The sequence below is a fragment of the Streptomyces sp. NPDC033845 genome (genome assembly GCF_055576225.1).
Map to the genome: position 1 here is coordinate 1 of NZ_JBVIRI010000011.1, position 26,748 is coordinate 26,748.

Here is a 26,748-nt window from a genome sequence, read left to right on the forward strand (position 1 = left end):
ACCCCGCCATCGGCGCAGCCCAAGCCGCCGCCACCGGACTCATCGGCACCATGCCCGAAGGCGGCGCCCACGCCATCACCGCCCGCACCGAAACCACCGAGGACGACACCCTCCTCGACCGCGCCGCCATGGAAACCGGCACCGACTGACCACCACCGGAACGGCCGGCCCGGCGGGACCCGCCGGGCGCCGGCCCGCTACGCGTACGGGTCGAAGGGGATGCCCGCGGGCTTGGCCTCCGCGAGGTGGGAGGCGAAGGAGCCGTCCTTCAGCCCGAAGTGCGCGCTGCCGAAGTCGGCCTGGGTGAGTTTGTCGCGGAGCGTGGCGGGGTAGCCCGACCAGCCGACCAGGGCCGGGAACTGCCAGGCGCGGCGGTGGTTCTCGGGCGGTTCGTCATTGGTGTTGGCGGCACGGAAGCAGTGGGTGCTCACCCCGTCCTTGTGGTAGACGATCTTGGGGTGGGTGCCGTCCCAGCGGATCTGGTCACGGGTGTGGACGTTGAAGTCCCCGTGGGCCGAAGTGGCCACGTACTTGGCCTCGTTGTTCTGGATCCACACCACCACGTGCTCCCAGTCGTGGCGGTGGCCGCCGAGGCTGATCCCGGGCAGGGCCTGGTCCTTCTCGAAGTACAGCGCGTAGATCACCGCGCACCAGCCGTTGTTGCACTTCCAGCGGGAGTACCCGTTGGTGTTCTCCAGGTCGGAGGCGTCCCGGCAGCTGCCGTTGAGGGCTCCGGTGGGCTTGAGCCCGCCGTTGAGCACTCCGGTCGGGCCGATCGCGGGGGTCGGGTAGCAGCCGTCGGTGTCGTAGTCGTAGGCCGGCTGGAAGGTCAGCTCGATCGCCTCGGCCTGGGAGGGCAGGGCGGGCGGCGGTGCCGCGAAGGCCGCCTGGGGGACGCCGATCACCAGCGCGAGCGCGGCGCCGATCACCACTGACGTGCTCCGGATATGACGGTTCGTCCGCACTGCGGGGCCTCCTGGCCGGTCGGGTACGAGCGGTCGCGGGCGGATCGCGGCCACCGACGGCCGACCCGCCCGGGCGCATCATTCGCGAACCGGGTCGGCACAGCAAGGGGTCGAACATGAACCGTTCATGACGGAGCGGCACCCGGACGCGTGGTCCGGATGCCGCCCGTGGGCCGGAATCGGCCGTCTTCAGACTCCGACGGTGTTCATCAGGATGATGGCCAGGAGGTTCAGCAGGATCACCGCAACGACGGTGCCGAGCATCAGCCAGGCCTTGCGCGACTCGTCCACGGGTACCACCCACCTCCGGGCTCCGACCAGCGGTTTCGCCGGCCTCCGGCCATCATCACCCCGATCGGCGCGGAGCACAGTCCGGGACGGGCCGGGCGGGCGGCCGGGGCGGCGGCGGGGCGCAGGCGGGACGCCGGCCGGAGGTGGTCAGGCGCTGGTCGGGGAGCCGTCAGGGCGTGGTCAGGGTGGCGGCGGCCGCGAACAGCCGGGCGCAGCGGCGGGTCATGGCCTCCGGGGTCTCCTCCGGGTGTTTGACCCACCAGCGGACGACGGCGGCGACCAGATCCCGCCAGACGTAGCGCAGGACGTCGGCGTCCAGCGGGTCGACGGATCCGGCACCGCTGGATCCGGGATCCGCCGACACGGTGGCGGCCAGGAGGTCCGCGGCGCCGCCGGCGGCGAGCGCGTCGATGGCCGTCCAGTACTCGGCGGCCCGGCGGGCGGCCTCGCCGCCGGGCGGCAGGGTGGTGTCGTAGAGCACGAACCAGGCCTCCCGGCCGCCCTCCAGGGCGGTGAAGACGGCGTGCAGCACCCGCAGCGGGGTGTGCGGTGCGGCGCCGTCGGGGCCGATGGCGGTCCGTATGACGTCCAGCAGCCGGTCCCCGACCGGGACCAGGCAGGCGATGTACAGGTCCTCCTTGCTGCCGAGGTACTGGTGCAGCAGCGTCTTGGTGACGCCCACCCGCCCGGCGATGGCGGGGAGCGAGGCGGCCGCGTAGCCGCGGGTGCCGAACTCCTCGGTGGCGGCCTCCAGCAGTTGCCTCCGGCGGTGCTCGCGGGGGACTCCCTTGGTGCCGGCTCGGGTCGGGGGGGTTGCCATCCGCCGATATTATCAGTAGGTAATTTACCCCTTGGTAAATTCCTGCGATCCCCGGAGCGCCCCCATGGCCCGCACCACCCCGCAGCAGACCGCACGCGTCCGTTCCTGGTGGGGCTGGGGCTGGGCGGACGCGCATCCCGGCGAGGCGGAGTGCCTCGCGATGGGCGACCTGCTGCCCGGCACGCTCGCCCGCCCGCTCCCGGTGCCCCGGGTCCGCGACCTGGGCATCGGCGCTCCCGCCGTGCAGCCTCCGGCGAGCCTCGCGCACCTGGTCTCCGAGGATCCCGGGGACCGGGCCGCCCATGCCATGGGGAAGGCGTACCGGGACGTGGTGCGGGCCCTGCGCGGGCGGCCCGGCCGGATACCCGACCTGGTCGCCCGGCCGGTGGACGACCGGGGGGTGGCGGAGCTGCTGGAGTGGGCCGGCGAGCGGCGGGTGGCCGTGGTGCCGTACGGCGGGGGGTCCTCGGTGACCGGGGGCGTGGAGTACCGGGGGGACGCGCACCGGGCGGTGCTGTCCCTGGACCTGACCGCCATGGGCCGGGTGCTGGAGGTCGACCGGGAGGGGCGGGCCGCCCGGATCCAGGCGGGCACCCTCGGGCCGAGCCTGGAGGACCAGCTGCGGCCGCACGGCCTCACCCTGCGGCACTTCCCGCAGAGCTTCGAGTTCTCCACCCTGGGCGGCTGGCTGGCCACCCGGGCCGGCGGCCACTACGCCACCGGGCGCACCCACATCGACGAGTTCGTGCAGTCGACGGCCGTGGTCACCCCGGCCGGGACCAGCCGCTCCTGGCGGCTGCCCGCCTCCGGGGCCGGCCCCTCCCCCGACCGGCTGTTCCTCGGTTCGGAGGGCGCCCTCGGGGTGATCACCGAGGCCTGGGTACGGCTCCAGGCGCGGCCGGTGCACAAGGCCTCGGCGGCGGTGGCCTTCACCCGGTTCGCGGACGCGCTGCGGGCGGTGCGCGCGCTGGCGCAGTCCGGTCTCTCCCCCGCGAACTGCCGGCTGCTGGACTCCGGGGAGGCGGCGCTGTCGGGCGCTTCCGGGGACGGTTCGGCGGTGCTGGTGCTGGGGTTCGAGTCGGCGGAGGAGCCGGTCGGTGCGCTGCTGGACCGGGCCGTCGAGCTGGCCCGGGGGTACGGCGGCCGGTACGGGGGCGGGGAGGGCGGGACCGGCGGGCCGGACGGCGGCTCCGGCGGGGACGCGGCGGTCGGCGCCTGGCGCTCGGCCTTCCTGCGGATGCCGTACCTGCGGGACGGCCTGGCCCGGATGGGGGCCGTCGCGGAGACCTTCGAGACGGCGGCCACCTGGGACCGGGTGCCCGGGCTGATCGAGGCGGTGCGCACCGAGGTGGGCGCGGCGGCGCTGAAGGCCACCGGATATCCGGCGACCGTCAACTGCCGTCTGACCCATGTCTATCCGGACGGGGCGGCACCCTATTTCACCGTCCTGGCGGCCGGCCGGCCCGGGGAGGAGGTGGCCCTCTGGGACGAGCTGAAGGCCGTCGCGAGCGAGGTGCTGCACCGGCACCGGGCCACCATCACCCATCACCACGCCGTCGGCCGGGACCACCGGCCGGCCTATGACCGGCAGCGGCCCGAGCCGTTCGCGCTCGCGCTGCGGGCCGCGAAGGGGGCGCTGGACCCGTACGGGATCCTGAACCCCGGCGTCCTCGTGGACTGAACCGGGGCGCCGGCCCGTCGGCGCCCCGGGGCCCGTCAGCCGGTGTGGTCCGGGCGGTCCGCGCCGTCCAGGGTCTCGCGGAGGGCCCGGGCGAACTCCTCCGGCTTGCCGTGCTGCCCGAACTCGCCGCCGAGGAAACCTCCGTGGTCGCTGGGGAAGAGGGTGAGCCCGATGCCGAGCTCCTCGGCGACGGCCGCCGCCGCGCGGGCCGGGAACTGGCCCTCGGACTCCTCCCCGGCGGCGATCACGATCCGGGTGGGGGCGGCGCGCAGTGCCTCGAACTCGGGCCGGTAGGAGGTGCAGCCGCGCATGTTGCGGCCCAGCAGCGGGTCCTCGCGGCTGCCGTCGTCGACGGTGGGCAGGCCGAAGGCCGCCGGGTCGGGTGCGGGTTCGGCGGAGGGGTCGGCCGGGAAGGGGCCGCGCCGGCCCGCCAGGGCCAGGAACCTGGCCATCCCGGCGCCCCAGCCGTCCCGCAGATAGCTCTCGCGGACCCGGGCGCAGGCCGCCAGCGCGGCCTCCCGGTCCGGCAGGACCTGGGCGGTCGGCGGCTCGTGGGCGACGAGGACGCCGAGGAGTGCGGGGTGGCGGGCGACCAGCGCGAGCGCGTTGACCGCTCCCCCGCTGCTGGCGAACACGTCGACCGGACGGCCGCCCGAGGCGGCCTCGACGACCCGCCGGAGGTCCTCGGCGTGTTCGGCGGGGACGCTCTCCGGGGAGCCGTCGGTCAGTACGCTGCGGCCGGCGCCGCGCGGGTCGTAGGTGATGACGGTCCGGTCGGGGAAGTGGGAGGCGAGGGTGGTGAACCCGGAGGCGTCCATCGGCGAGCCGACCAGGAGCAGCGCCGGGTGCCCGGAGCCGCCGTCCGCCTCCCGGACGTCGTAGGCGATCGTGGCACCGGCCGATTCCAGGGTGTGGCTGACGGGCTCGGTCATGGGGTCCTCCCGAAGGTACGGGCCGGCGGGACCGGCCCTTCGTGCTGTCGGAAGTACAGACCGCCCCCGGGTCCGGAACTCATCGCCCGCGAGCACCTCGATTTCCGCCGCCCGGTCGGCCCGTACTCCGGTCGCCGGGGTCCCGTCACCCGTGGGGCGCACCCGCCGCGGTGTCGCGGGCCGGTGGGCGGCGGGCCGGCGGGAGGGTGGGGGCACCCGCGGGACCGGGGCCCCGCACGGCGGTGCGGCGGTCCGGTCCCGTCCGGGAACGGAGTGGTCTTGCGCCGTCGCACCCTCACCCTCGCGGCCGTCACGGCCCTGCTGTCCCTGCCCGCGGGCCTCTCGCTCGCCGACACCTCGGGCGGGGACCCGCGAGGGGACGGTCCGGTCCGGCAGGCCGGGACCGTCCGCAGCGGGGCGGACTCCCTGCCGGCCGCCGAGGTGACCCTCTACCAGGCGGGCCGGGGCGAGGGAGCCGCCCCGCGCCGGCTGGCCCGGGCCCGCAGTGACGCGGCGGGCAACGCCTGGATCCCCAACAACTACGCGTACGACCCGGATCCGAGCCGTCCGGCCTGCGGCTCGCGGATGCTCTCCAAGTTCACCCCCACCGGGCGCAGCGCACCCGGCGCCCCCTACAGCGGGGGCGGGCTCTACGGGGCCGGGTTCGGGGCGGCCGTGGACCCGGGCGGCAGCGTCTGGGTCGGCAACTTCGGCTTCCAGGGCACGGGTTGCGAGCTGGATGCGAGCCGCTTCTACCGGTCCGTCTCGCAGTTCACCCCGGACGGACGGCCGCTTTCCCCGCGCGGCGGCTGGCGGCAGGGCCGGATCACCCAGCCGCAAGGGGTGGTCTCCGACCGGGAGGGCACCATCTGGGTCGCCAACTGCGGCGGCCGCAGCGTCACCCGGATCCCGCACGGCCGGCCGGAGGAGGCGCACACCATCGCGCCCGCGGGCGACTCGCTGGTGAAGCCGTTCGACATCGCGGTCGACACCCGGGGCCGGGCCTGGGTCACGGCGAACGGCAGTGACACCGTGACCCTGATGTCCCCGGGGGGCCGGCCGCTGCGCACGGTCACCGGGGGCGGGATCCGGCGGCCGATGGGCATCGCCTCCGACAGCCTGGGCAATGTGTGGGTGTCCAACGGGGGCGCGGTGGTGGCCCCTTGTGAGGGGACCACTCCCGAGATGCTGGCCGAGACGGTGCTGGCGGTGGAGACCGGGCACATCGACGCCTCGGTGACGATGGTCCGCCCCGACGGCAGCACCCCGGCCCGGCCGTTCGTCAACGGCGGCCTGTTCCTGCCGTGGGGTATCGCCGTGGACGGCGCGGACACGGTGTGGGTGGCGAACTTCGGCGGGCAGCGGCTGGCCCACCTCTGCGGTGCGCGGCAGGCGTCCTGCCCGCCCGGCGTCCGGACGGGCGACCCGATCTCGCCGGCCGCCACCGGCTATCCCAGCGACGGGCTGGAGCGCAACACCGGTGTCCAGGTGGACCCTTCGGGAAACGTGTGGCTGACGAACAACTGGCAGGAGCAGCCTCAGCAGACCAACCCGGGCGGCCACGAGATGGTGGTGTTCATCGGGCTGGCCGCCCCGGTCCGCACCCCGCTGCTGGGTGCGCCGAGGCGGCCCTGACCTCCCTGGTCTCCCCGACTGCCCTGCCGGCCGGTCAGACCTGGGGCGGGCCCTGGGCCAGTACGCGGGCCGCGGCGAGTTCCTCGCGGGCCGCGTGCTCGGCCGCGTCCACATAGGCGTACGCGTCGTCCCCGATCGGGATCCGCAGCGGGGTGGGGGCCTCGGCGCCGACGATGTCCAGGACCCGGGCGGCGAAGGTCTCGGCCCGGCCGGTGGCGGGGTCCTCGGCGAGCTCGCGGAAGGCGGTGCGGATGGCCTCGGCCGATTCGGCGTACTCGGGCATCCGGCGGCCGGTGCGGGCGATGGAGCTGCCGTAGCGGGTGTCGAAGGAGCCCGGTTCCACGGCGGAGACCCGGATGCCGAAGGCGGCGGCCTCGACGGCCAGGGCCTGGGTCATGCCCTCCAGGGCGTACTTCCCGGCCACGTACGCGCCGAGCCCGGGGAAGGCCATCCGGCCGGCCAGCGAGGAGACGTTGACGATGTGGCCGCCGCCCTGGGCCCGCATCAGCGGCAGCACCAGCCGGGCCAGCCGCCAGGGACCGACGACCAGGGTCTCCAGCTGGTCGCGCAGTTCCCCGTCGGAGACCTCCTCGACCGCGCCGAGGAGTCCGGCCCCGGCGTTGTTGACCAGGACGTCGATGCCGCCGAGCCGGTCGGCGGCCGTGCGGACGGCCTCCTCGCACTGCTCCGGGTCACGGACCTCCAGGGCGATCGGGGTGATCCGGCCGGGCCAGGCGGCCACCAGCTCGTCCAGGGCCGCCGTCTTGCGCGCGGTGGCCGCCACATGGTCGCCGGCCCGGGCGGCCTCGGCGGCCAGTGCCCGTCCCAGACCCGAGGAACATCCCGTCACCAGCCAGCGTCGCGCCATCGAACCCCCTGTTTCCAGCCGGTACCGCACACCGGCCCCCATGGTGCGGTGCCCGGCGGTCCCGGTCAGCCCCCGTGCGGGGGCGTGCGAGAGCGCGCGCGGTGCACGACCCGGCGCGCGACCGCGCGGGCGGGCCCGCCGGGACACCGGCGGGACAATGGGGCGGTGGACCGGCCCCGTCGGGGCCGTCGCGAGGAGGAAGGACCGCCGTGCCCGCACCGGTGCAGCAGAACCCGTATCCCGACAGCTCCGACCCGGGCCGCGGGCCGGAACCGCATCCCCAGCTGAAGCCGGTCCTGGACCTGCTCGGCCGGTGGCGCGGGCGGGGCCTGGGCGAGTACCCCACCCTGGAGGAGGGGTTCCGGTACGAGCAGGAGATCACCTTCGGCCATGACGGCCGGCCCTTCCTCCGCTACGAGTCCCGGGCCTGGCTGGTCGACGGCGAGGGGGCGGCGCTGCGCCCGTCGGGGCGGGAGAGCGGCTGGTGGCGGGTGCTGCCGGACGCCTCCCTGGAGGTGGTGCTGGCGCATCCGACGGGCATCGTGGAGACGTACACCGGGCAGCTGTCGGACGGCGGGATCGAGCTGGTCACCGACCGGGTGGCGGGCACGCCCCGGGCCAAGGAGGTCACCGGGATGCGCCGCCGGTACACCTTCGGCGACGGGCGGCTGACGATCCGGCAGGAGATGGCCGCGATGGGCCTGCCCCTGCACCACCATCTCGCGGCGGAACTTGAGCGACTGGCGGACTGACCCGGACCACCGGTTTTCGGTCACGTTCGGGAATTCTGTCCGGGCGCCGCGTCCGGCCGTCACATCCGCCCCTCGGGATCCGTCAGGAGCGTGTCACTGATTCCGCTTTCGAAGGAGTGCGCGATGACCACGCGTTCGATCACCGCGACCGTACCGGCCGGCCCCCGGCTCGCCACCGATCCGCTGGAGCTCGTACCGGAGCTGGCCGAGGTGTCCTCGGCGCTGTTCAAGGCCGCCGGCAACGGCTCCATACCGCAGAGCACGATCAGCCTGGTCCAGCTGCGGGCTGGGCAGATCGTGGGGAACACCTATCTGACGGTGCTGCACACCGGATTCCTGCGGCAGGGCCGGGAGCGGGAGGAGCGGATCACCGCCGTGTCCTCCTGGCAGGACGCCCCGTACTTCACCGGGGCCGAACGGGCCGCCCTCGCCCTGGTGGAGGCGGTGCTCCAGCCGTCCGCGGAGGGCGAGCGGGTGTCCGACGCGCTGTACGCGGAGGCCGCCGAGCACTACGCCCCGAAGGAGCTCACCACCCTGATCATGGCGATCGGGCAGGTCAACTTCTTCATCCCGCTGGCCCTGATCGCCAAGCCGGTCCCGGGGAAGTCCTTCACCGACCCCTGGGCCTGACCCCGGCTCCGGGGCCCGCCGCCGCGGGTTCGGCGGCCGCGGGCCCCCGGAGACGGCCGGGCGGGTCGATCAGCAGGGCGTGCGGCGGGACGGCCGGCGGGCCCGGCGGCAGCCGCAGCGGAAGCCGGCCGGGCGTGAGCGAGCCCAGCACCCGGGGGCCCGCCGCCCCGGTGCAGTCGGGCGCGTTGCCGGGAAGCCCGCGGGCCGTGAGGTAGCCGAGGACGGCGAAGGCGTACGCCTCCTTGGCCTGGGAGGGCAGCCCGAGCCCGTCGGAGGTGCGGACCGGGGTCCCCTGGCCCAGTTCGCGACGGATCAGCTCCATCAGCACCGGGTTGCGGGTGCCGCCGCCGGAGACGACCAGCTCGGTCACGGCGAGCGGGCGTACGGCCTCCACGACGGTCCGCGCGGTGAGCAGCGCGAGGGTGGCCAGCAGGTCCTCCGCGGACACCGGCCCGGCGTCCCCGTGGCCGGAGGCGGCGGTGCGGGAGGTCGCGGTGTGCGAGTCCACGGTGTGCGGGTCCGCGGCCGGGCCGAGGGCGGCGCGCAGATGGGCCTCGTTGAACAGCTCCTTCCCGGTGGTCTTGGGCGGGGGGAGCCGGTAGTAGGGCTCGGCGAGCAGCCTCCGCAGCAGGGCCTCGTCCACCCGGCCGGCGGCGGCGCGCCGGCCGTCGGTGTCATGGGTCTCCCGGCCGCCGGTCAGCCGGGTCACGGCGGCGTCCATCAGGGCGTTGCCCGGTCCGGTGTCGAAGGCCACCGGGCTGCCGCCGGGCCGGACGGCGGTGAGGTTGGCGATGCCGCCGAGGTTGAGGGCGGCCGGGCTGCCCGGGCGGCCGTGCAGCCACATCAGGTCGACGAGGCTGACCAGGGGTGCGCCCTGCCCGCCGGCGGCGATGTCCCGGGGCCGGAAGTCCGCCGCCACCGGGAGGCCGGTGGCCTCGGCGATCCAGGCGGGCTGGCCGAGCTGGAGGGTGCCGTGCACCCGGCCGTCCTCGGCCCAGTGGAAGACGGTCTGGCCGTGCGAGGCGATCAGATGGGCGGTGCCGCCGCAGAGTTCGCGTACGGCGAGTGCGGCGGCCGCCCCGAAGGCCTGACCGATCCGGGTGTCCAGCCGGCACACCTGCGCCAGGGTGGTGGCGGCGGGCGGGAGGGCGGCGGCCAGGGCCTCGCGGAGGTCGGCCGGATAGGGGCGGGACAGCGAGCCGAGCGGGACCAGCCGGAGGGTGCCGTCGGGCCGGAGGCTGAGATCGGCCGCCGCCGCGTCGATGGCGTCGTGGGAGGTCCCCGACATGAGCCCGACCACCCGGGTGCTGCCCTGCGGAGGCGGGGGCGGGGGCGGGGGCGAGGGCGGGGAGGACGGCGCCGGGCTCGTGGTCATGACTTCCTGCCGGTGGTCAGTGGTCGGTGGTGGTCGGTGGTCGGTGGGGCGCGGGTCAGGTGAGCGGGCGGTGGTGGTCGTCCGGGCGGAGGGTCCACAGGGCGGGCAGGCTGAGCGCGCAGGCGGCGACCGCGTAGAGCGCCGGGATGTCCGTACGCCCGGTGGACTCGGTCAGGCGGGTGATGACCAGACCGGCGCAGCCCGCGAACAGGGCGTTGGCCAGGGCGTAGGCGAGTCCGAGGCCGGTGCAGCGGACCCGGGCGGGGAACATCTCGGCGAGCATCGCGGGGCCGGGTCCGGCGAGGAGGCCGACGAGGGCACCCGCCAGTGTCACCGCGGCCGCCTTGCCGGCCAGCGGCACCGCGGGTTCCCGGAGCAGCGCGAACAGCGGGACGGCGAGCAGGACGACCAGGAGGGTCCCGGTGAGCATCACGGCCCGGCGGCCCACCCGGTCGCTGAGCGCACCGGCGGGCAGGATGGCGGCGGCGAAGCCGAGGTTGGCGAGGACGGTGGCCAGCAGCGCGTCGCGGTAGGAGGCGCCGAGGGCGGTCTGGAGGTGGGAGGGCAGCACCACCAGCAGGGCGTACCCGGCACCGGACCAGCCGATGATCCGCCCGGCGCCGAGGCCGACGGCCGCGGCGGTCTCCCGGCGGGAGTGGCGGGCGGCGGTGGGGTGGGCCGCCGTGTTCGAGGGGGCTGCCGGGGCCGGGAGTTCGGGGAGCCGGAGGCGGAGGGCCAGGGCGGCGAGGCCCAGCGGCAGGGTGAGCAGGAAGGCGATCCGCCAGCCCCAGGCGGTGAGGGCCGGCTCGGGCAGGGCCGTGGCCAGACCGGCCGCCACGCCGGCACCGGCCAGCAGGCCGAGGGCGACGGTGCAGGACTGCCAGGCGCCGTACCGGCCGCGGCGGCCGGGCGGGGCGCTTTCGGTGAGGAGGGCGGCGGCCCCGCCGAACTCCCCGCCGGCCGAGATGCCCTGGAGCACCCGCAGCACGGTGAGCAGGACGGGGGCGGCCGCGCCGGCGGAGGCATGGCCGGGCAGCAGTCCGATGGCGGTGGTGGCGCCGGTCATCAGGGTGATGGAGGCGATCAGGGCGGGCCGGCGGCCGAGCCGGTCGCCGAGGCGGCCGAACAGCAGCGCGCCGAGCGGCCGGAAGAAGAAGGCCAGGGCGAAGGCGGCGTAGGTGGCGAGGAGGGAGGGGGTGTCGGTCACCCCGGCCGGGGAGAAGAACACGGCCGCCAGGACGGTGGCGAAGTAGCCGTAGACCCCGAACTCGTACCATTCGGCGAAGTTGCCGACCGCCCCGGCGAGCAGCACTCCGCGCCGCGGGCCGGGCCCGCTTCCGTGCCCCGCCGCCGCCCCGGCCCCGGCCGTTCCGGCGGTGGCCGAGGGCGGCCGGGGTACCGGCGCGGCGGGCGGGGGCGGCGGGGCGGAGTGGCTCACTCCGCGAGCCTGCCCGCCGGTACCGGCCCGCCCCCGCCCGGCGCCCGAATATCCTCCGCCCGGCCCCACCCCGGATCGGGGAAGGGCGTGGCCGGGCGTCAGCGGGTCATACGGTGATGACCACCTTGCCGAGGAGTTCGCGGGACTCGATCGCCCGGTGGGCGTCGGCCGCGCGGTCCAGCGGGAAGGTGCCGCCGACGACCGGGCGCAGGGCGCCCTTTGCCGCGGCGGCCAGGGTCTCCGCGAGGAGCTCCGCCCGCTGGGCCGGGGGGATCTGGACGTCGCCGATGCCCAGCAGTCTGATCCCGCGGGCTTCGGCGTCGGCCGGGTCCACGGCGGTGAAGCCGCCGGTGGGGGCGCCGTGGGCGGAGAACCGGCCGCCGTCCGCGACCAGCGCGTAGGCGGCCAGGCCGAGCTTGCCGCCGACCCCGTCCAGGACCACGTCCGCGCCCGGGCCGCCGAGTGCCTCCCGGGCCCGGTCGGCCCAGTCCGGGAGTGCCGTGTCGATGGCGGCGGTCGCGCCCAGTTCACCGACCAGGGCGGTCTTGGCCGCGCCCCGGGCCAGGCCCACCACCCGGGCTCCGGCCGCCCGGACGAGCTGGACCAGTACGGTGCCCATGCCGCCGGAGGCGCCGACGATCAGTACCCGCTCGCCGGGGGCGATCCCGGTGACGTCCAGGAGTCGGCCGGCGGTCACCCCGTCGTGCACCAGGGCCGCCGCGTCCGTGAAGGAGACCTCGTCCGGTATCGCGGCGAGCGCGTCGGCCGGGGCGACCGCCAGTTCGGCGTATCCGCCGCCGGTGCCGAGGGAGGCGGCGACCCGGCGGCCGTTCCACCCGGGGTCCACGCCCTCGCCGGTGGCGCGGACGGTGCCCGTGATGCCGCCGCCGGGGACGTAGGGCGGGGTGACGGGGAAGTACTCGCGGCCCCAGCCGGCCCGGATCTGGGTCTCCACGAAGATGGTGTCCACGGCCGAGACGGCGACCAGCACCTCCCCGGGACCCGCCACCGGTTCGGGCAGCTCTCCCGGGACCAGCACCTCCGGACCGCCGAATTCGATCGCCCTCGTCACACGCATGACATCCACCCCTCCGTGGGGCCCCGGCTTCTCCGGTGCCCGTGCCATGAGCCTCCGTCCTCAACCTCGGTTGAGGTCAAGCGCGCCCGCACACGGGTCATGCGGATACGGGTGCTACGGGCGGTAGACCTTGCCGGGCTCGGCCTCGGCGGGGGCCAGGAGCTGGGAGACGGTCACGAAGGTCAGTCCCCGGGCGCGGAGTTCGGTGATGATGCCGGGCACGGCGGGGATGGTGCCGGCGTAGCGCTCGTGGAGCAGGATGATGCCGTCGCGCTCGGCCCCGTCCAGGACCCGCTGCTTGATCAGGGCGGTGTCGGTGGTCTGGTAGTCCTTCGCGGTGACGCTCCACAGGATCTGGGCGAGGCCGAGGTCCTTCATGACCTTCGAGACCTCGTCGTCGGTGTTGCCGCCCGGCGGGCGCATCAGGGTGGGGGTCCGGCCGGTGGCCTTGGCTATGTCCCGCTGCACCGGTTCGATCTCGGCGCGTATCCCGTCCGCGTCGAGTTCGGTGAGGTTCTTGTGCGACCAGGTGTGGTTCGCTATCTCGTGGCCCTCGTCGGCCATCCTGCGGGTGATCGCCGGATAGGTGTCGGTGTGGCCCTTCCCCTGCACGAAGAAGGTGGCGGGCACCTTCTCGCGCTTCAGCAGATCCAGCAGTTTCGGCGTCGGGGCGCTGGGCCCGCCGTCGAAGGTGAGTGCCACGCAGTGGGCGGTGCGGCAGTCGACGGTCCCGCCGGCCGGCTTGGAGTCGGTGAGCGCGGCCTGTCCCCGGGAGGCCGCCTCCCCCCGGGCGTCGGCAGGGGAGACCACCCCGGTGAGCGAACTGCAGGCGGTCAGGGCGGCGAGCAGCAGCCCGGCCGCCGCGGCTGCGGCCCCGCGGCGGGCGCGGCGGGCGCCCTTCGGGGCCCGGCCGGACAGGGTGGAGGAAGGCGGGAGGTCTTGGGTGGTCATGGCGAAGATGCTATGTACAGCCATCAGCGGCCTGGACCATCGGGGTCCGGATCGGGACCCTCGGCGGCCGGGGCCGGGCCGGTCGGCGGGCCGGGCGGGGGCCGGAGGACCGTCCGCGGAACCGGCGAATCGCCCGTGATTCAACCATCGTTGATGGCGATCAACCCTGGTTGATCTCTGGGTGCGGAGGGGTTAGTGTCTGTCCGGAAAGCACGGAACCACACGGGTCACGGGGGATGCGCGGGTGACGGACTCATCGTCCGGCATGCGCGCACTGACCCGTCCACGTGCCGTCCGCCGATCTGGCGGGCGGCACGTGGACGTGGTGACGTACCGCGGACCGGGCGGAAGCCCCGTCCGCGATCCTGATCTTCCGCCGGCGGACGGGGACGCTCCAGCGCGCGTTCGCAACGCCGCCGTCGGGCACGGGGGAGCCGACGGCCACGCGCCGTCGTCCCGCGTCCGCCGGCGGAAACCCCGTCAGACGGACGCCGGCACGGCCGCCGCCGGACCGCGACCGGATTCCAGCGCGCGGGAGATCCGCACCATCAGGTCCCGGTGCTCGGACTCGGCCGCCCGCAGCGACTGAAGGGCCCGGGCGCCCGCTTCGGGCTCCGCCGGCTCCCGGTCCAGGCTCCGGGCCTCGGCCGCGGCGCTCAGCATGGCGGCGAAGCCGGCGGCCACCGCCTCCGCCTCCCCGGCCCCGTGCTCCCGGGCCTCCCGGCACACGGCGGCACGCAGCTGGTCGGAACAGTGGTCGCGGAGTTCCAGGATCCAGTCGTGGATGTGGGTCATCCGGTAGAGCAGCCTCCGTTCCGGACCGGAGTACCAGGGGGCCCTCAGCACCCCCTTGCCGCCGCCCGCGGACGGCGGCGGCAGGACCACCCGGCGCAGCGGGCCGAGGGCGGCGAAGGTCCGCCACGGCCGCCAGACCCGCTGGTGGAACCAGGGGCCGAAGACCGGGTAGAGGTATCCGAAGGTGACCACCAGCCCGCCGAGCGAGATCAGCGGCGCCACGCCCTCGTTGAGCCGTTCGGATCCGATGAGCACGCCCGTGAGCTTGATCACCCCGAAGACGAAGTTGATGCCGTATCCGGCGACGAGGACCACCAGGGCGACCGGCAGGGCGGTGCCGGTGATCCGGACCCCGCCGGCCCGGGCCTCGCGGTTGATCTCCAGCATCCACTTCCAGCACAGCTTGGTCGTGGCGATCGAGGCCACCATGTGCGCCAGCAGGTAGAGGAGGATCATCGGCCCGATGTACGGGGTCCGCGCGTAGTACGTGTCGAAGTCGCGGAGCCGTTCGTCCGGTGCCTCGCCCACCACGAACAGGGTGATCAGGGCGGCGATGACCAGCCCGTAGCTCACCAGCCAGACCCGGATCCGGCGGCGGGTGCGGGGCTGGAGACGGGAGTCCTCCCGCCAGTTCTCCACCAGCACCAGGGCGGCGCAGGAGTAGGCGCAGACCAGGCAGTACACCAGCGGTGCCGAGAAGTTGGCGACCCCGGTGATCCGGTTGACGACCACGATGGTCGGCGGTGCGGAGAACGCGAAGCCGGCGCTGGCCATCAGCAGCAGTGCGTTGACGGAACGCACCATCGGCACCCGCCAGTTCCGGATCAGTCCGGGCAGCTTCACCAGCAGCGCGGTGGCGAGGGCCATGGCCGGTACGTAGTAGTTGGCGCCCTGGTCCACGGTCCGTTCAGCCCTCCAGCGAAGCCCAGATACGGCCCGCCACGCCACCCTCGGGCCGGCTGTTGCGGGCACCCTCCAGATGCGGGAGGAACCGGGCCGCCAGCAGCCGGCCGAACTTCTCGGCGCGCCGCTCCTCTTCGAGGTCGGGTTCGGTGCGCGCCGCGACATGGGCGACGGCGTCGCTCACGCTCCACCGGTCGCCGAGCATCCGGGCCGCGGCCGCCGCGCCGGCCGCACTGCCGTGGTGCCCGCAGCGGCCTTCCTTCCGGTGCCACAACTCGTGCCCCACGATGACCATCTGGTGCAGCGGGGAGGTGTCCGCCTCCACCGCGATCAGGTCGTAGTCGCCCATGTCCAGCCAGAGTCCGCTGACCGTCCCCGACGGGAACGACTCGAACATCAGCCGGACCTCCCGGCCGCTGCTCTCGGTCAGATAGGCGCAGATCGCCCGGAAGAGCTCACGGGGATCCTCCGGAATGGAGCTGCCGACTCCTTTGAACAGCTCGTCACGATGCCGTCTCATCTCGCGGGAGATACCCACCGCGTCCCCACCCGTCTCTCCGACCGGACGCACCGGAGCCCCCGGTGTGTCACTTACCGCTCCTCGAACCTGTCACCGCACTCCCCCGAACACGGCGACCGCGCTGTTCAGTCCGCCGTCGCCGCCGGCGCCGCTCCTCCGGACGCCGCGAGCCGTTCCCGTTCCCGCTCCTCGCGCGAGCGTCTGGCGACGGACTCGATCAGCGCGATCAGGGGCTGTGCGGTGTCGTCGGGCACGTCCGCGAGGGCGCGTGCGGCATAGCCCAGGACGCCCAGTTCGGAGTCGAGGCCGGCGGCCGGACCGGTGTCCTTGAGCCGCTGGAGGTCTTCCGCCTGCCGCTCCACGGTCCGCTCCAGCAGCTCCTTGTGGATCTGCTGGAGGACCCGTTCCAGGGCCTCGGCGGGCGGGGCCACCAGGAACTCGATGCTCTCGCCGAAGAAGGCGGCGATCCCGGCGGCATGGTCGAGGTTGGGCGCCTTGCCCGTTTTGATCATCTTGTCCAGCCACTGCGCGCTGGTACCCGCCCCGGCCGCGATCTCCGCCAGCGGGTAGGCACGGCGCTGGCCGTCCGCGGACACCTTCAGACGCGTCCGGCGCAGGAAGAGGATCCGCTCCACCACCCGGCGGTGGCGCGCCTCCACGCAGTCGGGGCGGTTCCCGTCGTAGCCCTTCCCCTCGCAGGGGTCGTGGCCCAGGGAGCCGGTGCGGAGCAGCGTCTCGACGTCCTCCGGGGGCAGGCCGGAGGCGTACGACAGCCCGCCCGGCCCCTCCACGCGCAGCACGTCCGAGCGCTCCAGCCCCGCGCGTTCCAGCAGTGCGGTGATGCGTCCGGCCGTCGCGGACGGGTCCGCGACGAGCTTCTCATTCACACGTACTCCCGCTGAACGCTGTGGGCGATTCGAAATGTCCTGCGAGCGAGACAGTATGACCCGCTCCGCCGGAAGGCAACCGGCTCCCGTCCGCAGTGCGGTGCGGCCGGTCATTCCCCGCCAATCCGGGGCATGCGTATCCGGCCCGCCGCCGGGCAGACGCCCCGCATGGACCGCGAGCGGGCAGGGCCGCGGGGTCCCGGATCCGACCCCGAGCGCGACGAGACGGCCCTGGAGCGGGCCGACCGCCGGTGGAACGAGATCCTCCAGGAACTCCGGGTCGCCCAGACCGGGGTGCAGATCCTCTTCGGCTTCCTGCTCGCCGTGGTGTTCCAGCCGCGGTTCGCCGAGCTCGGCGACCTCGACCGGGGCATCTACGTGGTCACGGTCGTGCTCGGCGCCGCCGCCGTGGGCGCCCTGATCGGCCCGGTGTCCTTCCACCGGCTGGTGGCCGGTCGGCGCCTGAAACCCGAGACGGTGAAGTGGGCCTCCCGCCTCACCGTGGTGGGCCTGGTGCTGCTCTACTGCACCACGGCCTCCGCGTTCCTGTTGATCATGCGGGTGGTGCTGCACAACGTGCTCGCCCTGTGGCTGATGGTGGCCATGGCCGTCTGGTTCGCGCTGTGGTGGTTCGCCATCCCCCTGTGGGTGCGGCGCCACACCGAGAACCGCCGCGAGGACTGAGGGACGCCGGGAGGCCCCGGGATACGAAGGCCCCGAGGATCGCGAAGATGACTTCGGGGGTCCTCGCACGGTACGAATTCCCCGTGACGGAAGAGATCCCCCTGCCCTCCCCCGCGACGGTCCGGATATTCATCGCGCTCGCCCCGCCCGACCAGGCGAAGGAGGAGCTGGTGCGGGAACTGCGGACCGCCTACCAGGCGTACCCGCGCCTGCGGTGGAACCGCGTCGAGGACTGGCACATCACCCTGGCCTTCCTCGGCGAGCTGCCGGTATCGGCGGTCCCGCTGCTCAGGCCGCCGCTGGCGGAGCTCGCCGCGGCCCGCCGCGCCCTGGAGCTGGGGCTGCGCGGCGGCGGGCAGTTCGACGAGCGGGTCCTGTGGACCGGTATCGACGGGCAGCTCGAAAAACTGCACCTGCTCGCCACCGAGGTGCGCACGGTGGTCAAGGACTGCGGGATCACCCTCCCGTTCCCGGACCGGCCGCTGCGCCCCCATCTGACCCTCGCCCGGGCCCGGCGGAACGACCCGGCAGGCATCCTGCGGACCGCCGAGGGCCTCGCCGGGTTCACCGGCCGCCGCTGGCACGCCGAGCGGCTGCACCTGGTGGGCAGCAACATCGGCCGCGGCCCCGGGCCGATCCACTACCGGGACATCGAGTCCTGGGCCTTCACCGGCCGGGCCTGAGCCCCGGCCGGCGGCTGGGCCGTCGGCCGGGTGGGGGCGGCGGTCAGCCGGGGGTGTCGGTGGCCTTCAGTTCGGCGAGCCGTCCCGCGATCACCTCGGCGGCGGGGAAGGTGGCGCCGACCATGGTCACGTGCTTCCAGTGCAGCCGACCCTCCGGCGTCACGATGAACACCGCGCGGCGCAGGCCGATCAGCGGGGCCGTGATGCCAAAGGCCCGGGCCACGGCCCGGTCGGTGTCGGCCAGCAGCGGCATCCGCAGGTTCCGGGAGCGGGCGAACCGTTCGTGGCTGTCCACCCCCTGCGGGCTGATGCCCCAGACGGTGGCGCCCGCCGACTCCAGCCGGTCGAGGCCGTCCGAGTACGCGCACAGCTGCGCGGAGCAGACCGGCGTGTCGTCACCGGGGTAGAACGCCAGCACCACGGGCCCGTCCCGGTGCTCGGACAGGGTGTAGTCGGCGCGGTGGAAGTCCTCTCCGCGGAGCTGTCCTCCGGGGAGGGTGAAATCGGCGATCGGGTTTCCGACGGCGGGGGCCGAGGCCATGGGCGTTCCTTTGCGAGGGCCCCCAGACGGCGGGGGCAGGGGGCGGGATGCGCGGGGCGGGCGGTGCGGGGGGATCGGGTGGTGCGCGTGGATCGGGAGTTGCCGGTGGATCGGGAGGCGCTGGGGCCGATTCTGGTCCCACCGGTGTACTCGGCGGTAGCTCGGGGTGCCCCGGGAGACCAGGATCGGCCATCCTGAACGGGCGGAAACCGCAGGGGACGACGGGGGAAACGGGGAAAACCATGGCGAACGACCGGGGATCCGACACCGGCCGACGGGCGGCCACCGGCTGGGTGCTGGCCGTACTGACACTGCTGACCGTCCTGCCGCCGGCCATGAGCGGCGCCCTGCCACCGGCCCTGGCCACCCACTGGGACGGCGGCACTCCGGACGGATCGACCCCGGTATGGGGGGTGGCCCTGCTGCCCTCCCTGATGTGGCTGGGGCTGGTGGGAACCCTGGCCCTGCTGTGCCGGCGCGAGGACTCCCCCGTACGCCGGTGGGCCGCCGGCGTCCTGCTCTCCGGCGGCTTGTTCCTGGCGGGCAGCCAGATCAGCGTGATCCGCGCCAATCTGGACCGGACCGACTGGCGGGAGGCCGGCGGGGTGGGGGCCGGCATCGCGCTGACCGCCGTGCTCGCGCTGGCCGCGGGAGCGCTGGCCCCGCTGCTCGGTCGGGCCGTGCGGGCCGCGCGGGCGCGGCGGGCGGCCGATGGCTGAATCCCGCCGTCGCGGGAACCGTGGTCGAGTCGGCGACGGACCGTCGCCAAGCTGTGAAGGTACGCCGCCACTCTGGGAGTTCAGCCCGGCGCATTCCGCGTCGTCCAGCCGGCAGTCCAGTCAGGGGAGCACCCGCATGAGCACCGTAGGCACGAGCACCGTACGCAGAGCCGCCACCACCCTCGCCCTCGCCGCCCTGTCCGCGCTGGTCCTGACCGCCTGCGGGCCCGCCGAGGACGATGCGGCGGGCGGCCCCACCGGGCCGTCCGCTCCGGTGACCACCCCGGTGACCACCCCGGCGAAGACCCCGTCACCGAGCACCCCGGCGGATTCCGTCCCCTCCACGGAGCCCTCCACGGCCCCTTCCACCGACCCCGACTTCGACGTCTTCCCCTGCGGCACCGCCGACCTCACGTTCACCGCGACCCTGGCCGAACCCACCACCGGCAGCTATCTGCTGAAGATCACCAACAAGGGGTCCAAGGCCTGCCGGGCACTGGGGCACCCCGTGGTCACCTTCGGCGACCTGGACGGCGCGGCCACCGAGCGGGGCAAGGCCCCGGCCATCGAGGAGGCCGTCCGGCTCGCTCCGGGCGGTTCGGCGTACGCGGGGCTGATGGGCGGTCTCGACACGGGCGGGGGCAAGACGGTCGGCTCGATCGCGATGACGATGAACACCGAGTCCGATCTGGAGCAGACCCCGCTGACGGCGAAGACCCCCGGACTCCATGTCTCCCCGGACAAGAACTCGGTGACCCCGTGGGTCGACAACGCCGAGGACGCGCTGAGCCTCTAGGCGGCCCAGAGGTCATCACGGGAGAGGGCACGGCGGTGCGGGTGGCGGCGGTCGGCGGCCGCCACCCGCGGTCCTGGGACGCCGGGCGCTACCACTTGTAGTGGCACTTCCAGTGTCCGGGCACCCACTCGGCCTGCATATGGCCCGGCACCCACTTGTAGGTCCAGTAGCCCTTGTTCCAGCGCTTGTCGTTGCGGTCGTCGCCACCGCGGCCCTTGTCGTAGCCGCCCTTGCCGTGACCGCCCTTGTCGTAGCCGCCCCCGTCGTAACGTCCGTTGTCACCGCGGCCGTTGTCACCGCGGCCGTTGTCGCCACGGCCGTTGTCACCGCGGCCGTTGTCACCGCGGCCGTTGTCGCCGCCCACCGCGACGGAGCGGTAGTTGGAGTACCACGAGCCGTTCCCGCCGTGGTGCCACACCTTCTTCCAGTACCCCTTGACCCACTTCTTCTCCCAGTGGCCCTTGACCCATCGGCACTGGTCGTGCCGCTGGTCGCGGTCACCGCCGATCGCGGAACTCGCCGAGGTCGCGGCGCCCGCCGTGGCGGCCGGTGCCGCCGTGGCCGCGCCGGCCCCGCCCAGCAGGGCGCCACCGGCGAGCAGCCCGGTGGCCGCGGTGGCGGCGATCAGGTTCCTGAGACGCGGAGCAGTGGCCATCGCGTCCCACCTCCTTCACCCAGTCGGTTTCTCTCCTCCGCCGCCCCAAGCCGGAACGACACAGGGGATTCGCAGCAGCCCACCACCCGGATTGGATGGATTTATCACGATTTTATGACCGGGTCGATCATGATCGGGCGCCCGGAAAATCCCGGCGCCCTCCGGACTCCGCCTGCGAGGATGCGCGGATGTGGTCACGACTGCCGTTCGGTGAAGACCTGCGGGCCCGGCTGGGCGCTCCCGGCCGCTCGCACCGGCTCTCCAGCAGCCCCCGGTCACGGGTGTGGCGGGTGCGGCTGCCCTCGGGATGGGTGGTGCTGAAGCAGCTCGTGGCGGGCGCGGACGCCGACGAGCGGTACGCCCGCGAGATCACCGCCCTACGGCTCGCCGCCCGGACCGAACAGCCCGTAACGGCAGCCCTGTTGGACACCGATCCGACCGAACGGGTGCTGGTGCTGGAACACCTCGACCACCTTCCCCCGCCCGCGGACTGGATCGTCGGCTATGCCGCCGCCCTGGCCCGGCTGCATGCCGCCGGACGCCCGGAGGACACGGAGGCCCTCCCGCGCTGGCGCGGACCGGACCGCTCCGACACCGACTCCTTCCTCCGGCTGGCCACCGCCCTCGGGGCCGGGGCCGCCGTGCCCGGGGTCGCCGGGGAGCTCGAAGCCCTGGTGGAGCGGCTCGACCGGGCCCCCGGGCACGCCCTGCTCCACGGGGACCCCTGCCCCGGGAACGACCTGCACACGGCCGCCGGTATCCGGTTCGTCGATTTCGAGCAGGCCTCGCTCGGCAGCGGTCTGATGGAACTGGCCTATCTGCGGATGGGGTTCCCCACCTGCTGGTGCGCCACCTCGGCGGCGGCCCCGCTGCTGGACCGGGCGGAGCGGGCCTACCGCGCGGAATGGCTGGCCGCCACCGGCTCCGAGGCGGGCGGCGACCTCACCGACGCCTGCGCCGGCTGGCTGCTCCGGGGCGACGCGCTGGTCCCGCGGGCCGAGCGGAACGGCCGGGACCATCTGGCCCGGGTGCCGGCCGAGGACTGGGAGTGGGGCACCGCGACGGCCCGTCGGCGGCTCGCCCACCGCCTGGGCGTGATCGCCCGGATGACGGCCGCCGGGCCCGGCGGCGGTCCGGTGGGCCCGCTGGGCGGGTTCGGGCTGCTGGCCGAGGAGACCCGCCGGCGGATGCTGCTCCGCTGGCCGGCCCTGCGACCGCTGCCCGCCCGCCGGCCGTGAGCCCCCTGCGGCACGCACGCGGAGGAGACGGACTAGCGGAACGCCGACGGGTGGGGGCCGTGCTCCGGGTCGAGTTCGTGCAGCACCTTGCGGGCGTCCTCCAGGATTCCCGCCGTGCAGAGCACCCGCCAGTGGCCGTACGAGGGCGAGTGCGCGACCGCGGTGGCCAGGAAGCGGGTCTCGGCCCGGCCCTGGAGTTCCCCGAGCCGGTCCCGCCGTTCCTCGGACGGGCGTTCGGCGGCGATGTGGTGGGCGGCGACCTCCGCGACCAGTCGGGCGACATCGCCGAGGAGCAGGTCCAGGCCCTCCGGGGCCGGGGCCCGTTCCGGCCGGAGCGCCGGGTCCCGCTGATCCCAGTGGACGGCCGGCGGCCGGCCCTCCCGGAAGGTGAGGTTGTACAGGCCGCGGGCGATGCCGCGCAGCTGGTGGCTGACGTGTTCGAGGGCGGCGGAGGCCTCGGCCAGCTGGGCGACCGCCTCGGCGCTGGACCGGGTGCGCCAGCGGGCCGCCTCCTGGGCCTGCCGCACCGCCGACCGGACCAGGTCCAGCCGGTCGGTCAGTTCCCTGGCCCGGCTCACCCAGCCGCCGGCGGCGGCGGTCCAGGAGCCGTCCGCGAGGCCCTCTCCCATGGCGGCCAGCAGCCCGGCCATGTCCCCGGTGAGCCGGACCGTCTCCTCCCGGGCCCGCCGGGTGAACCCGGCGGACGGCACCAGCAGGGCCACGGCGGTTCCGACGAGGATCCCCAGCATGTTCTCCTCGATGCGGGCGGTGCCGTATCCGAGCTGTTCGCTGCTGCCGACGACCAGGACGGCGGTCATGGCGATCTGGTGCATCTGCGATCCCAGCCGGAGCAGCCGTCCGGCGAACATGCCGACCAGCGTGACGAGGACGATGGTGGGCAGCCCCGCGCCCACCACCGCTCCGGTGGCGGCTCCCAGGAGGACGCCGAAGACGATTCCGGCCGCCCGCTGGAGGGATTTGCGGGCCGTGGCGTAGGGGGTGGCCTGGGCGCACAGGATCGCGCCGACGGGGGCCAGGACCGGCTCGGGCAGTCCGATCAGGTCGGCGGCGATCCACCAGGAGAGGGCGGCGGCGATCACGGTCTTGAGGATGGTGATCCCGTCGCCGAACCCGGCCACGGCCCGTTCCCTGAGCAGCGCCAGCAGCCGGGCGGGGGCGGGACTGGGTGGGGGGCTCCCTGACATCCTGCGACCGTACCCAGGGGGCCCGCGTCCGCCGGGTAGGCGGGCCGGTGGGTGCCCTGGCCGGCCGTGCCCCGGGGGTGCGGCGGGACGTACGGCGGCGGGCTCGGGGCCTTCGGCCGCTGGAAGGGGGCTCCTCCCGGGTGTCCGATGGGAGGACGGGGCGGTGTGGCCGCCGGGGCCGACAGGAGGTACGGGATGGGTGTGGTCGCGGGACCGGAGGCGGCGGAGCGGACGGTCGAGGAGAAGCGCGGGTTCTGCACCCTGTGCAAATCGCGCTGCGGCGCGGTCTTCACCATCGAGGACGGCCGGCTGACCGGGGTCCGGCCCGATCCGGAGCACCCCACCGGCGCCGCCATGTGCCCCAAGGGCCGGTCCGCGCCCGAGCTCGCGCACAGCACCGGCCGGCTCACCGTGCCGCTGCGCCGCACCCGGCCCAAGTCGGACCCGGACCCGGGCTGGGAGGAGATCTCCTGGGACGAGGCCCTCGACGAGATCACGGCGCGGATCGGCGCGATCGCGGCCGAGGACGGGCCGGAGGCGGTGGCCTTCGGGGTGGCGACCCCGTCCGGCACCTCGGTGTCGGACGCCACCGAGTGGATCGAGCGGTTCGTCCGGCTGTTCGGCAGCCCGAACACCGTCTACAGCGCGGAGATCTGCAACTGGCACAAGGACTTCGCGCACGCCTTCACCTTCGGCTCCCCTCTCCCGCCGCCCGACTACGAGCACGCCGGTCTCACCCTGCTGTGGGGTTTCAACCCTGCGAAGACCTGGCTGTCCCAGTCGGCCGCCCTGTCGGCGGCCCGGGGCCGCGGGATGCGGCTCGCGGTGGTCGACCCGCGCCGCTCCACCAGTGCGCTGGGCGCCGACCACTGGCTGCGGGTCCGGCCCGGTACGGATGCCGCGCTGGCCCTGGGCCTGGCCCATCTACTGATCGAGGGCGGCGGCTTCGACGAGGGGTTCGTCCGGTCCTGGACCAACGGCCCGCTGCTGGTCCGTGCCGACACCGGCCGGTTCCTGCGCGCCGCCGATCTGGAGTGCCCGCCCGGCGCCGGCCCGCTCCTCCCGGAGGAGGAGGGCCGGGAAGGGCCGGAGCGGTTCGTCGTCTGGGACGAGCGGGCCGGGCGGCCCGAGGCGTACGACACGGGCCGCGCCGCCGTCCGCCCCGACCGGTTCGCGCTGCGCGGCTCCCGGCCGGTCCGGACCCGCACCGGCACCGTGGAGTGCGAGCCGGCCTTCGAGCGGTACGCGCGCGCCTGCGCCCTGTGGCCCCCGGAGCGGGTCGCGGCCACCACCTGGATCCCCGCCGCCCAGGTGCGGGCCCTCGCGGCGGAGATCGCCGCCGCGCCCTCGGTGGCGTACTACGGGTGGACCGGGGTGGGGCAGAGCGCGAACGCCGCGCAGACCGAGCGGGCGATGGCCACCCTCTACGCGCTGACCGGCTGCTACGACACCCGCGGCGGCAACAAGCTCGCCCCGCCGCCCGGCTACCGGCCGGCCGCCTCCCCGGCCCAGTTCGCGCCGGCCCAGCTGGCCAAGGCCCTCGGGCGGGACAAGCACCCGCTGGGCCCGCCCGCCTCCGGATACGTCAACGCGGGCGACCTGTGCACCGCGATCGAGACCGGACGGCCCTACCGGGTGCGGGCGCTGATCGGCTTCGGATCCAACCTGGTGGTGTCCCAGCCCGGATCGGACCGGACCGCCGCCGCCCTGCGCTCCCTGGACTTCCAGGTCCATCTGGACCTCTTCCACAACCCGACCAGTGCCAGCGCGGACATCGTGCTGCCGGTCAACAGCGCCTACGAGCACGAGGCCCTCCGCTTCGGCTTCGAGATCGGCCACCGGGCCCAGGAGCAGGTGCAGTTGCGGCCGCGGATGGTGGAGCCGCAGGGGCTGTCCCGCTCCGACACCGAGGTGGTGTTCGCGCTCGCCCGGCGGTTCGGTCTGGGCGGGGAGTTCTTCGACGGGGACGTCGAGGCCGCCTGGAACTGGCAGTTGGAGCCGCTCGGGCTGACCGTGGCCGGGTTGCGGGAGCGGCCGGGCGGGGTGCGGGTGCCGCGCGAGCGGACGTACCGGGGCTACGCGGCGGCCGACGGGAACGGAGGGGACGGCGTACGGGGCTTCGGCACGCCCACCCGCCGGGTGGAGCTGTACTCGGAGCGCCTGCTGGAGCACGGCTACCCGGCCGTGCCCGAACACCGCGGGCCGGCCGACCCGGACACCGCCTTCCCGCTGGTCCTGACCTGCGCCAAGCACGGCTACTTCGTGCACAGCCAGCAGCGGTCGCTGAGTTCGCTGCGGCGGCGGGCCGCCGACCCGTCCGTGGACCTGCACCCGCGGACCGCCGCCGCCCGCGGCATCGGCGAGGGTCAGTGGGTGGAACTCTCCACCCGGCTGGGCTCCATCCGGCTGCGGGCCCGGTTCGACGACTCGCTGCACCCCGGTGTGGTCGTCGGCGAGTACGGGTGGTGGCAGGAGGCCACCGACCTGGCCCTGCCCGGCGCCGACCCGACGGGCCCGGGCGGATCCAACTTCAACCGGCTGGTCGACCACGGCGACAGCGACCCGCTGAGCGGTTCGGTGGCCCTGCGGTCTGCGGTGTGCCAGATCCGGCCGGCCGCCGACGACGGCTCCTGGACCGGCACCCGCCCCTTCACCGTCACCGAGGTCACCGACATCGGCGCGGGGGTGCGCGAACTCGTCCTGTCCCCCGCCGACGGAGGGCCGCTCCCCGACTACCGGCCCGGACAGCACGTCACCGTGCACCACGGCGCCCCCGGCACCGACGGCCACGCCACCGCCCGCAGCTACTCCCTGACCGGCCCGGCCCTGGACCCCGGCCGCACCGCGTACCGGATCGCCGTACGGCACGTCCCGGACGGGCTGTTCTCCACCCTGGTGCACCGGGAGCTGAAGCCCGGGGACCGGCTGCACCTGACCTCCCCGCGCGGGGTGTTCGCCTTGCCGACGCATACCGGCCACCCGGTGGTGCTGCTGGCCGGCGGTATCGGGATCACCCCCTTCCTCGGCTATCTGGAGACCCTCGCCGCCACCGGCGGCACGGTCCCCGAGGTGGTCCTGCACCACGGCAACCGGAACTCCCTGGACCACCCCTTCCGGGACCGGATCCGGGCGCTGGCCGAGGCCCTCCCGCAGCTGACCGTGATCGACCACCACGCCGACCCGCTGCCCGGCGACACCGAGGGCACCGGCGGCGACACCGGGGGCGCGCGGGCCGGGTTCATCACCCCGGACGGGATCGCCCCCGCCCTGATCGCCGCCCGGGCCCGCTTCTACCTGTGCGGCCCCGCGCCCATGCTGGAGTCCCTCACCCGGGGGCTGCGGCAGCAGGGGGTCCCCCGGTTCGAGGTGTTCAGCGAGACCTTCCGGCCGGCCCGGCGGGAGGTGGCGGTGCCGGACGGGGCCGAGTTCACCGTGACCTTCGCCCGCAGCGGGCGGACCGCCCGCTGGACCAAGGGCGACGGCCCCCTGCTGGCCCTGGGCGAGGCGGCCGGGGTGGCGATGCCCTCGGGCTGCCGGGTCGGGCAGTGCGAGAGCTGCGCCCGCACCGTCCTCGCGGGCGAGGCGGCCCATCTGACCGCCGTCCCGGAGGACCTTCCGGCCGGTGAGGTGCTGACCTGCCAGTCGGTGCCCGTCTCCGATCTCACCCTGGACGCCTGAACGGCCGCCGGGCGCGGCCCCGGTAGGA

Annotated in this window: 24 protein-coding genes; 10 read left to right on the forward strand and 14 right to left on the reverse strand. The window is 74.8% G+C overall.

The window, feature by feature from the left end; all coding sequences use genetic code 11:
• Nucleotides 1-197 precede the first annotated feature (197 nt).
• Both ACZ50K_RS23085 and ACZ50K_RS23090 read right to left on the reverse strand, forming a co-directional pair.
• Nucleotides 198-965: an NPP1 family protein gene (locus ACZ50K_RS23085; RefSeq protein WP_468906047.1), complete on the reverse strand. Its 768-nt coding sequence runs from the start codon at nt 963-965 to the stop codon at nt 198-200.
• A gap of 460 nt (nt 966-1,425) precedes the next feature.
• Nucleotides 1,426-2,076, reverse strand: a complete 651-nt coding sequence (locus ACZ50K_RS23090; RefSeq protein ID WP_468906049.1) for a TetR/AcrR family transcriptional regulator — start codon at nt 2,074-2,076, stop codon at nt 1,426-1,428.
• Nucleotides 2,077-2,140: 64 nt separating this feature from the next.
• On the opposite strand from ACZ50K_RS23090, the gene ACZ50K_RS23095 reads away from it, so the two are divergent.
• The gene (locus ACZ50K_RS23095) at nt 2,141-3,757 is read left to right on the forward strand and encodes an FAD-binding oxidoreductase (RefSeq protein WP_468906051.1); all 1,617 of its coding nucleotides are present in this window, start codon (nt 2,141-2,143) and stop codon (nt 3,755-3,757) included.
• A gap of 35 nt (nt 3,758-3,792) precedes the next feature.
• Here ACZ50K_RS23095 and ACZ50K_RS23100 read toward each other — a convergent pair whose 3' ends face one another.
• Nucleotides 3,793-4,689, reverse strand: coding sequence for an alpha/beta fold hydrolase (locus tag ACZ50K_RS23100; RefSeq protein WP_468906053.1), 897 nt, complete (start codon nt 4,687-4,689; stop codon nt 3,793-3,795).
• 279 nt (nt 4,690-4,968) lie between these two features.
• Here ACZ50K_RS23100 and ACZ50K_RS23105 point away from each other — a divergent pair, with 279 nt between their 5' ends.
• A complete protein-coding gene (locus ACZ50K_RS23105) occupies nt 4,969-6,324 on the forward strand; it encodes an NHL repeat-containing protein (protein WP_468906056.1) in 1,356 nt (451 codons plus the stop codon).
• Nucleotides 6,325-6,358: 34 nt separating this feature from the next.
• Here ACZ50K_RS23105 and ACZ50K_RS23110 read toward each other — a convergent pair whose 3' ends face one another.
• Complete coding sequence (locus ACZ50K_RS23110; protein ID WP_468906059.1) at nt 6,359-7,192, reverse strand: SDR family oxidoreductase; 834 nt, start codon at nt 7,190-7,192, stop codon at nt 6,359-6,361.
• Nucleotides 7,193-7,401: 209 nt separating this feature from the next.
• On the opposite strand from ACZ50K_RS23110, the gene ACZ50K_RS23115 reads away from it, so the two are divergent.
• A complete protein-coding gene (locus tag ACZ50K_RS23115) occupies nt 7,402-7,944 on the forward strand; it encodes a heme-binding beta-barrel domain-containing protein (RefSeq protein ID WP_468906061.1) in 543 nt (180 codons plus the stop codon).
• Nucleotides 7,945-8,067: 123 nt separating this feature from the next.
• On the forward strand, nt 8,068-8,574 hold the full coding sequence (locus tag ACZ50K_RS23120; RefSeq protein ID WP_468906063.1) for a carboxymuconolactone decarboxylase family protein: 507 nt from the start codon (nt 8,068-8,070) through the stop codon (nt 8,572-8,574).
• On the opposite strand, the gene ACZ50K_RS23125 is transcribed toward ACZ50K_RS23120, so the two are convergent.
• From ACZ50K_RS23125 to ACZ50K_RS23155, 7 genes are all read right to left on the reverse strand, one after another.
• Entirely contained in the window at nt 8,555-9,874 is a 1,320-nt protein-coding gene (locus ACZ50K_RS23125) for an anhydro-N-acetylmuramic acid kinase (protein ID WP_468906652.1), read from the reverse strand. The genes ACZ50K_RS23120 and ACZ50K_RS23125 overlap by 20 nt on opposite strands.
• A 130-nt stretch (nt 9,875-10,004) precedes the next feature.
• Nucleotides 10,005-11,387, reverse strand: a complete 1,383-nt coding sequence (locus tag ACZ50K_RS23130) for an MFS transporter (protein ID WP_468906065.1) — start codon at nt 11,385-11,387, stop codon at nt 10,005-10,007.
• Between the two features lie 106 nt (nt 11,388-11,493).
• Nucleotides 11,494-12,465, reverse strand: a complete 972-nt coding sequence (locus tag ACZ50K_RS23135; protein ID WP_468906067.1) for a zinc-binding dehydrogenase — start codon at nt 12,463-12,465, stop codon at nt 11,494-11,496.
• Between the two features lie 114 nt (nt 12,466-12,579).
• Nucleotides 12,580-13,416, reverse strand: a complete 837-nt coding sequence (locus ACZ50K_RS23140) for a polysaccharide deacetylase family protein (RefSeq protein WP_468906068.1) — start codon at nt 13,414-13,416, stop codon at nt 12,580-12,582.
• 480 nt (nt 13,417-13,896) lie between these two features.
• The gene (locus ACZ50K_RS23145) at nt 13,897-15,111 is read right to left on the reverse strand and encodes a DUF6545 domain-containing protein (protein WP_468906071.1); all 1,215 of its coding nucleotides are present in this window, start codon (nt 15,109-15,111) and stop codon (nt 13,897-13,899) included.
• A 7-nt stretch (nt 15,112-15,118) separates the two neighbouring features.
• Complete coding sequence (locus ACZ50K_RS23150; protein ID WP_468906074.1) at nt 15,119-15,634, reverse strand: toxin-antitoxin system, toxin component; 516 nt, start codon at nt 15,632-15,634, stop codon at nt 15,119-15,121.
• Nucleotides 15,635-15,759: 125 nt separating this feature from the next.
• Nucleotides 15,760-16,521: a hypothetical protein gene (locus ACZ50K_RS23155; RefSeq protein WP_468906076.1), complete on the reverse strand. Its 762-nt coding sequence runs from the start codon at nt 16,519-16,521 to the stop codon at nt 15,760-15,762.
• Nucleotides 16,522-16,689: 168 nt separating this feature from the next.
• Between ACZ50K_RS23155 and ACZ50K_RS23160 the strand changes: the two genes are divergently transcribed.
• Both ACZ50K_RS23160 and thpR read left to right on the forward strand, forming a co-directional pair.
• On the forward strand, nt 16,690-17,205 hold the full coding sequence (locus tag ACZ50K_RS23160; protein WP_468906655.1) for a DUF6328 family protein: 516 nt from the start codon (nt 16,690-16,692) through the stop codon (nt 17,203-17,205).
• An 83-nt stretch (nt 17,206-17,288) separates the two neighbouring features.
• Nucleotides 17,289-17,888 carry an RNA 2',3'-cyclic phosphodiesterase gene (gene thpR, locus ACZ50K_RS23165; RefSeq protein ID WP_468906078.1) on the forward strand — a complete coding sequence of 200 codons (600 nt, stop codon included), beginning with the start codon at nt 17,289-17,291 and terminating at the stop codon, nt 17,886-17,888.
• A gap of 43 nt (nt 17,889-17,931) precedes the next feature.
• Here thpR and ACZ50K_RS23170 read toward each other — a convergent pair whose 3' ends face one another.
• Nucleotides 17,932-18,429, reverse strand: a complete 498-nt coding sequence (locus ACZ50K_RS23170; protein WP_468906081.1) for a peroxiredoxin — start codon at nt 18,427-18,429, stop codon at nt 17,932-17,934.
• 242 nt (nt 18,430-18,671) lie between these two features.
• Between ACZ50K_RS23170 and ACZ50K_RS23175 the strand changes: the two genes are divergently transcribed.
• A complete protein-coding gene (locus tag ACZ50K_RS23175; RefSeq protein WP_468906083.1) occupies nt 18,672-19,148 on the forward strand; it encodes a hypothetical protein in 477 nt (158 codons plus the stop codon).
• A 136-nt stretch (nt 19,149-19,284) separates the two neighbouring features.
• A complete protein-coding gene (locus tag ACZ50K_RS23180) occupies nt 19,285-19,944 on the forward strand; it encodes a DUF4232 domain-containing protein (RefSeq protein ID WP_468906086.1) in 660 nt (219 codons plus the stop codon).
• Between the two features lie 88 nt (nt 19,945-20,032).
• Here ACZ50K_RS23180 and ACZ50K_RS23185 read toward each other — a convergent pair whose 3' ends face one another.
• A complete protein-coding gene (locus ACZ50K_RS23185) occupies nt 20,033-20,599 on the reverse strand; it encodes a hypothetical protein (protein WP_468906089.1) in 567 nt (188 codons plus the stop codon).
• A 188-nt stretch (nt 20,600-20,787) separates the two neighbouring features.
• Between ACZ50K_RS23185 and ACZ50K_RS23190 the strand changes: the two genes are divergently transcribed.
• Entirely contained in the window at nt 20,788-21,837 is a 1,050-nt protein-coding gene (locus ACZ50K_RS23190) for a phosphotransferase family protein (RefSeq protein WP_468906092.1), read from the forward strand.
• Nucleotides 21,838-21,869: 32 nt separating this feature from the next.
• On the opposite strand, the gene ACZ50K_RS23195 is transcribed toward ACZ50K_RS23190, so the two are convergent.
• Nucleotides 21,870-23,042 (reverse strand): FUSC family protein, encoded by a 1,173-nt coding sequence (locus ACZ50K_RS23195; protein WP_468906094.1) that lies wholly within the window; start codon nt 23,040-23,042, stop codon nt 21,870-21,872.
• Nucleotides 23,043-23,237: 195 nt separating this feature from the next.
• On the opposite strand from ACZ50K_RS23195, the gene ACZ50K_RS23200 reads away from it, so the two are divergent.
• Nucleotides 23,238-26,720, forward strand: a complete 3,483-nt coding sequence (locus tag ACZ50K_RS23200) for a molybdopterin-dependent oxidoreductase (protein ID WP_468906096.1) — start codon at nt 23,238-23,240, stop codon at nt 26,718-26,720.
• Nucleotides 26,721-26,748: the final 28 nt, after the last annotated feature.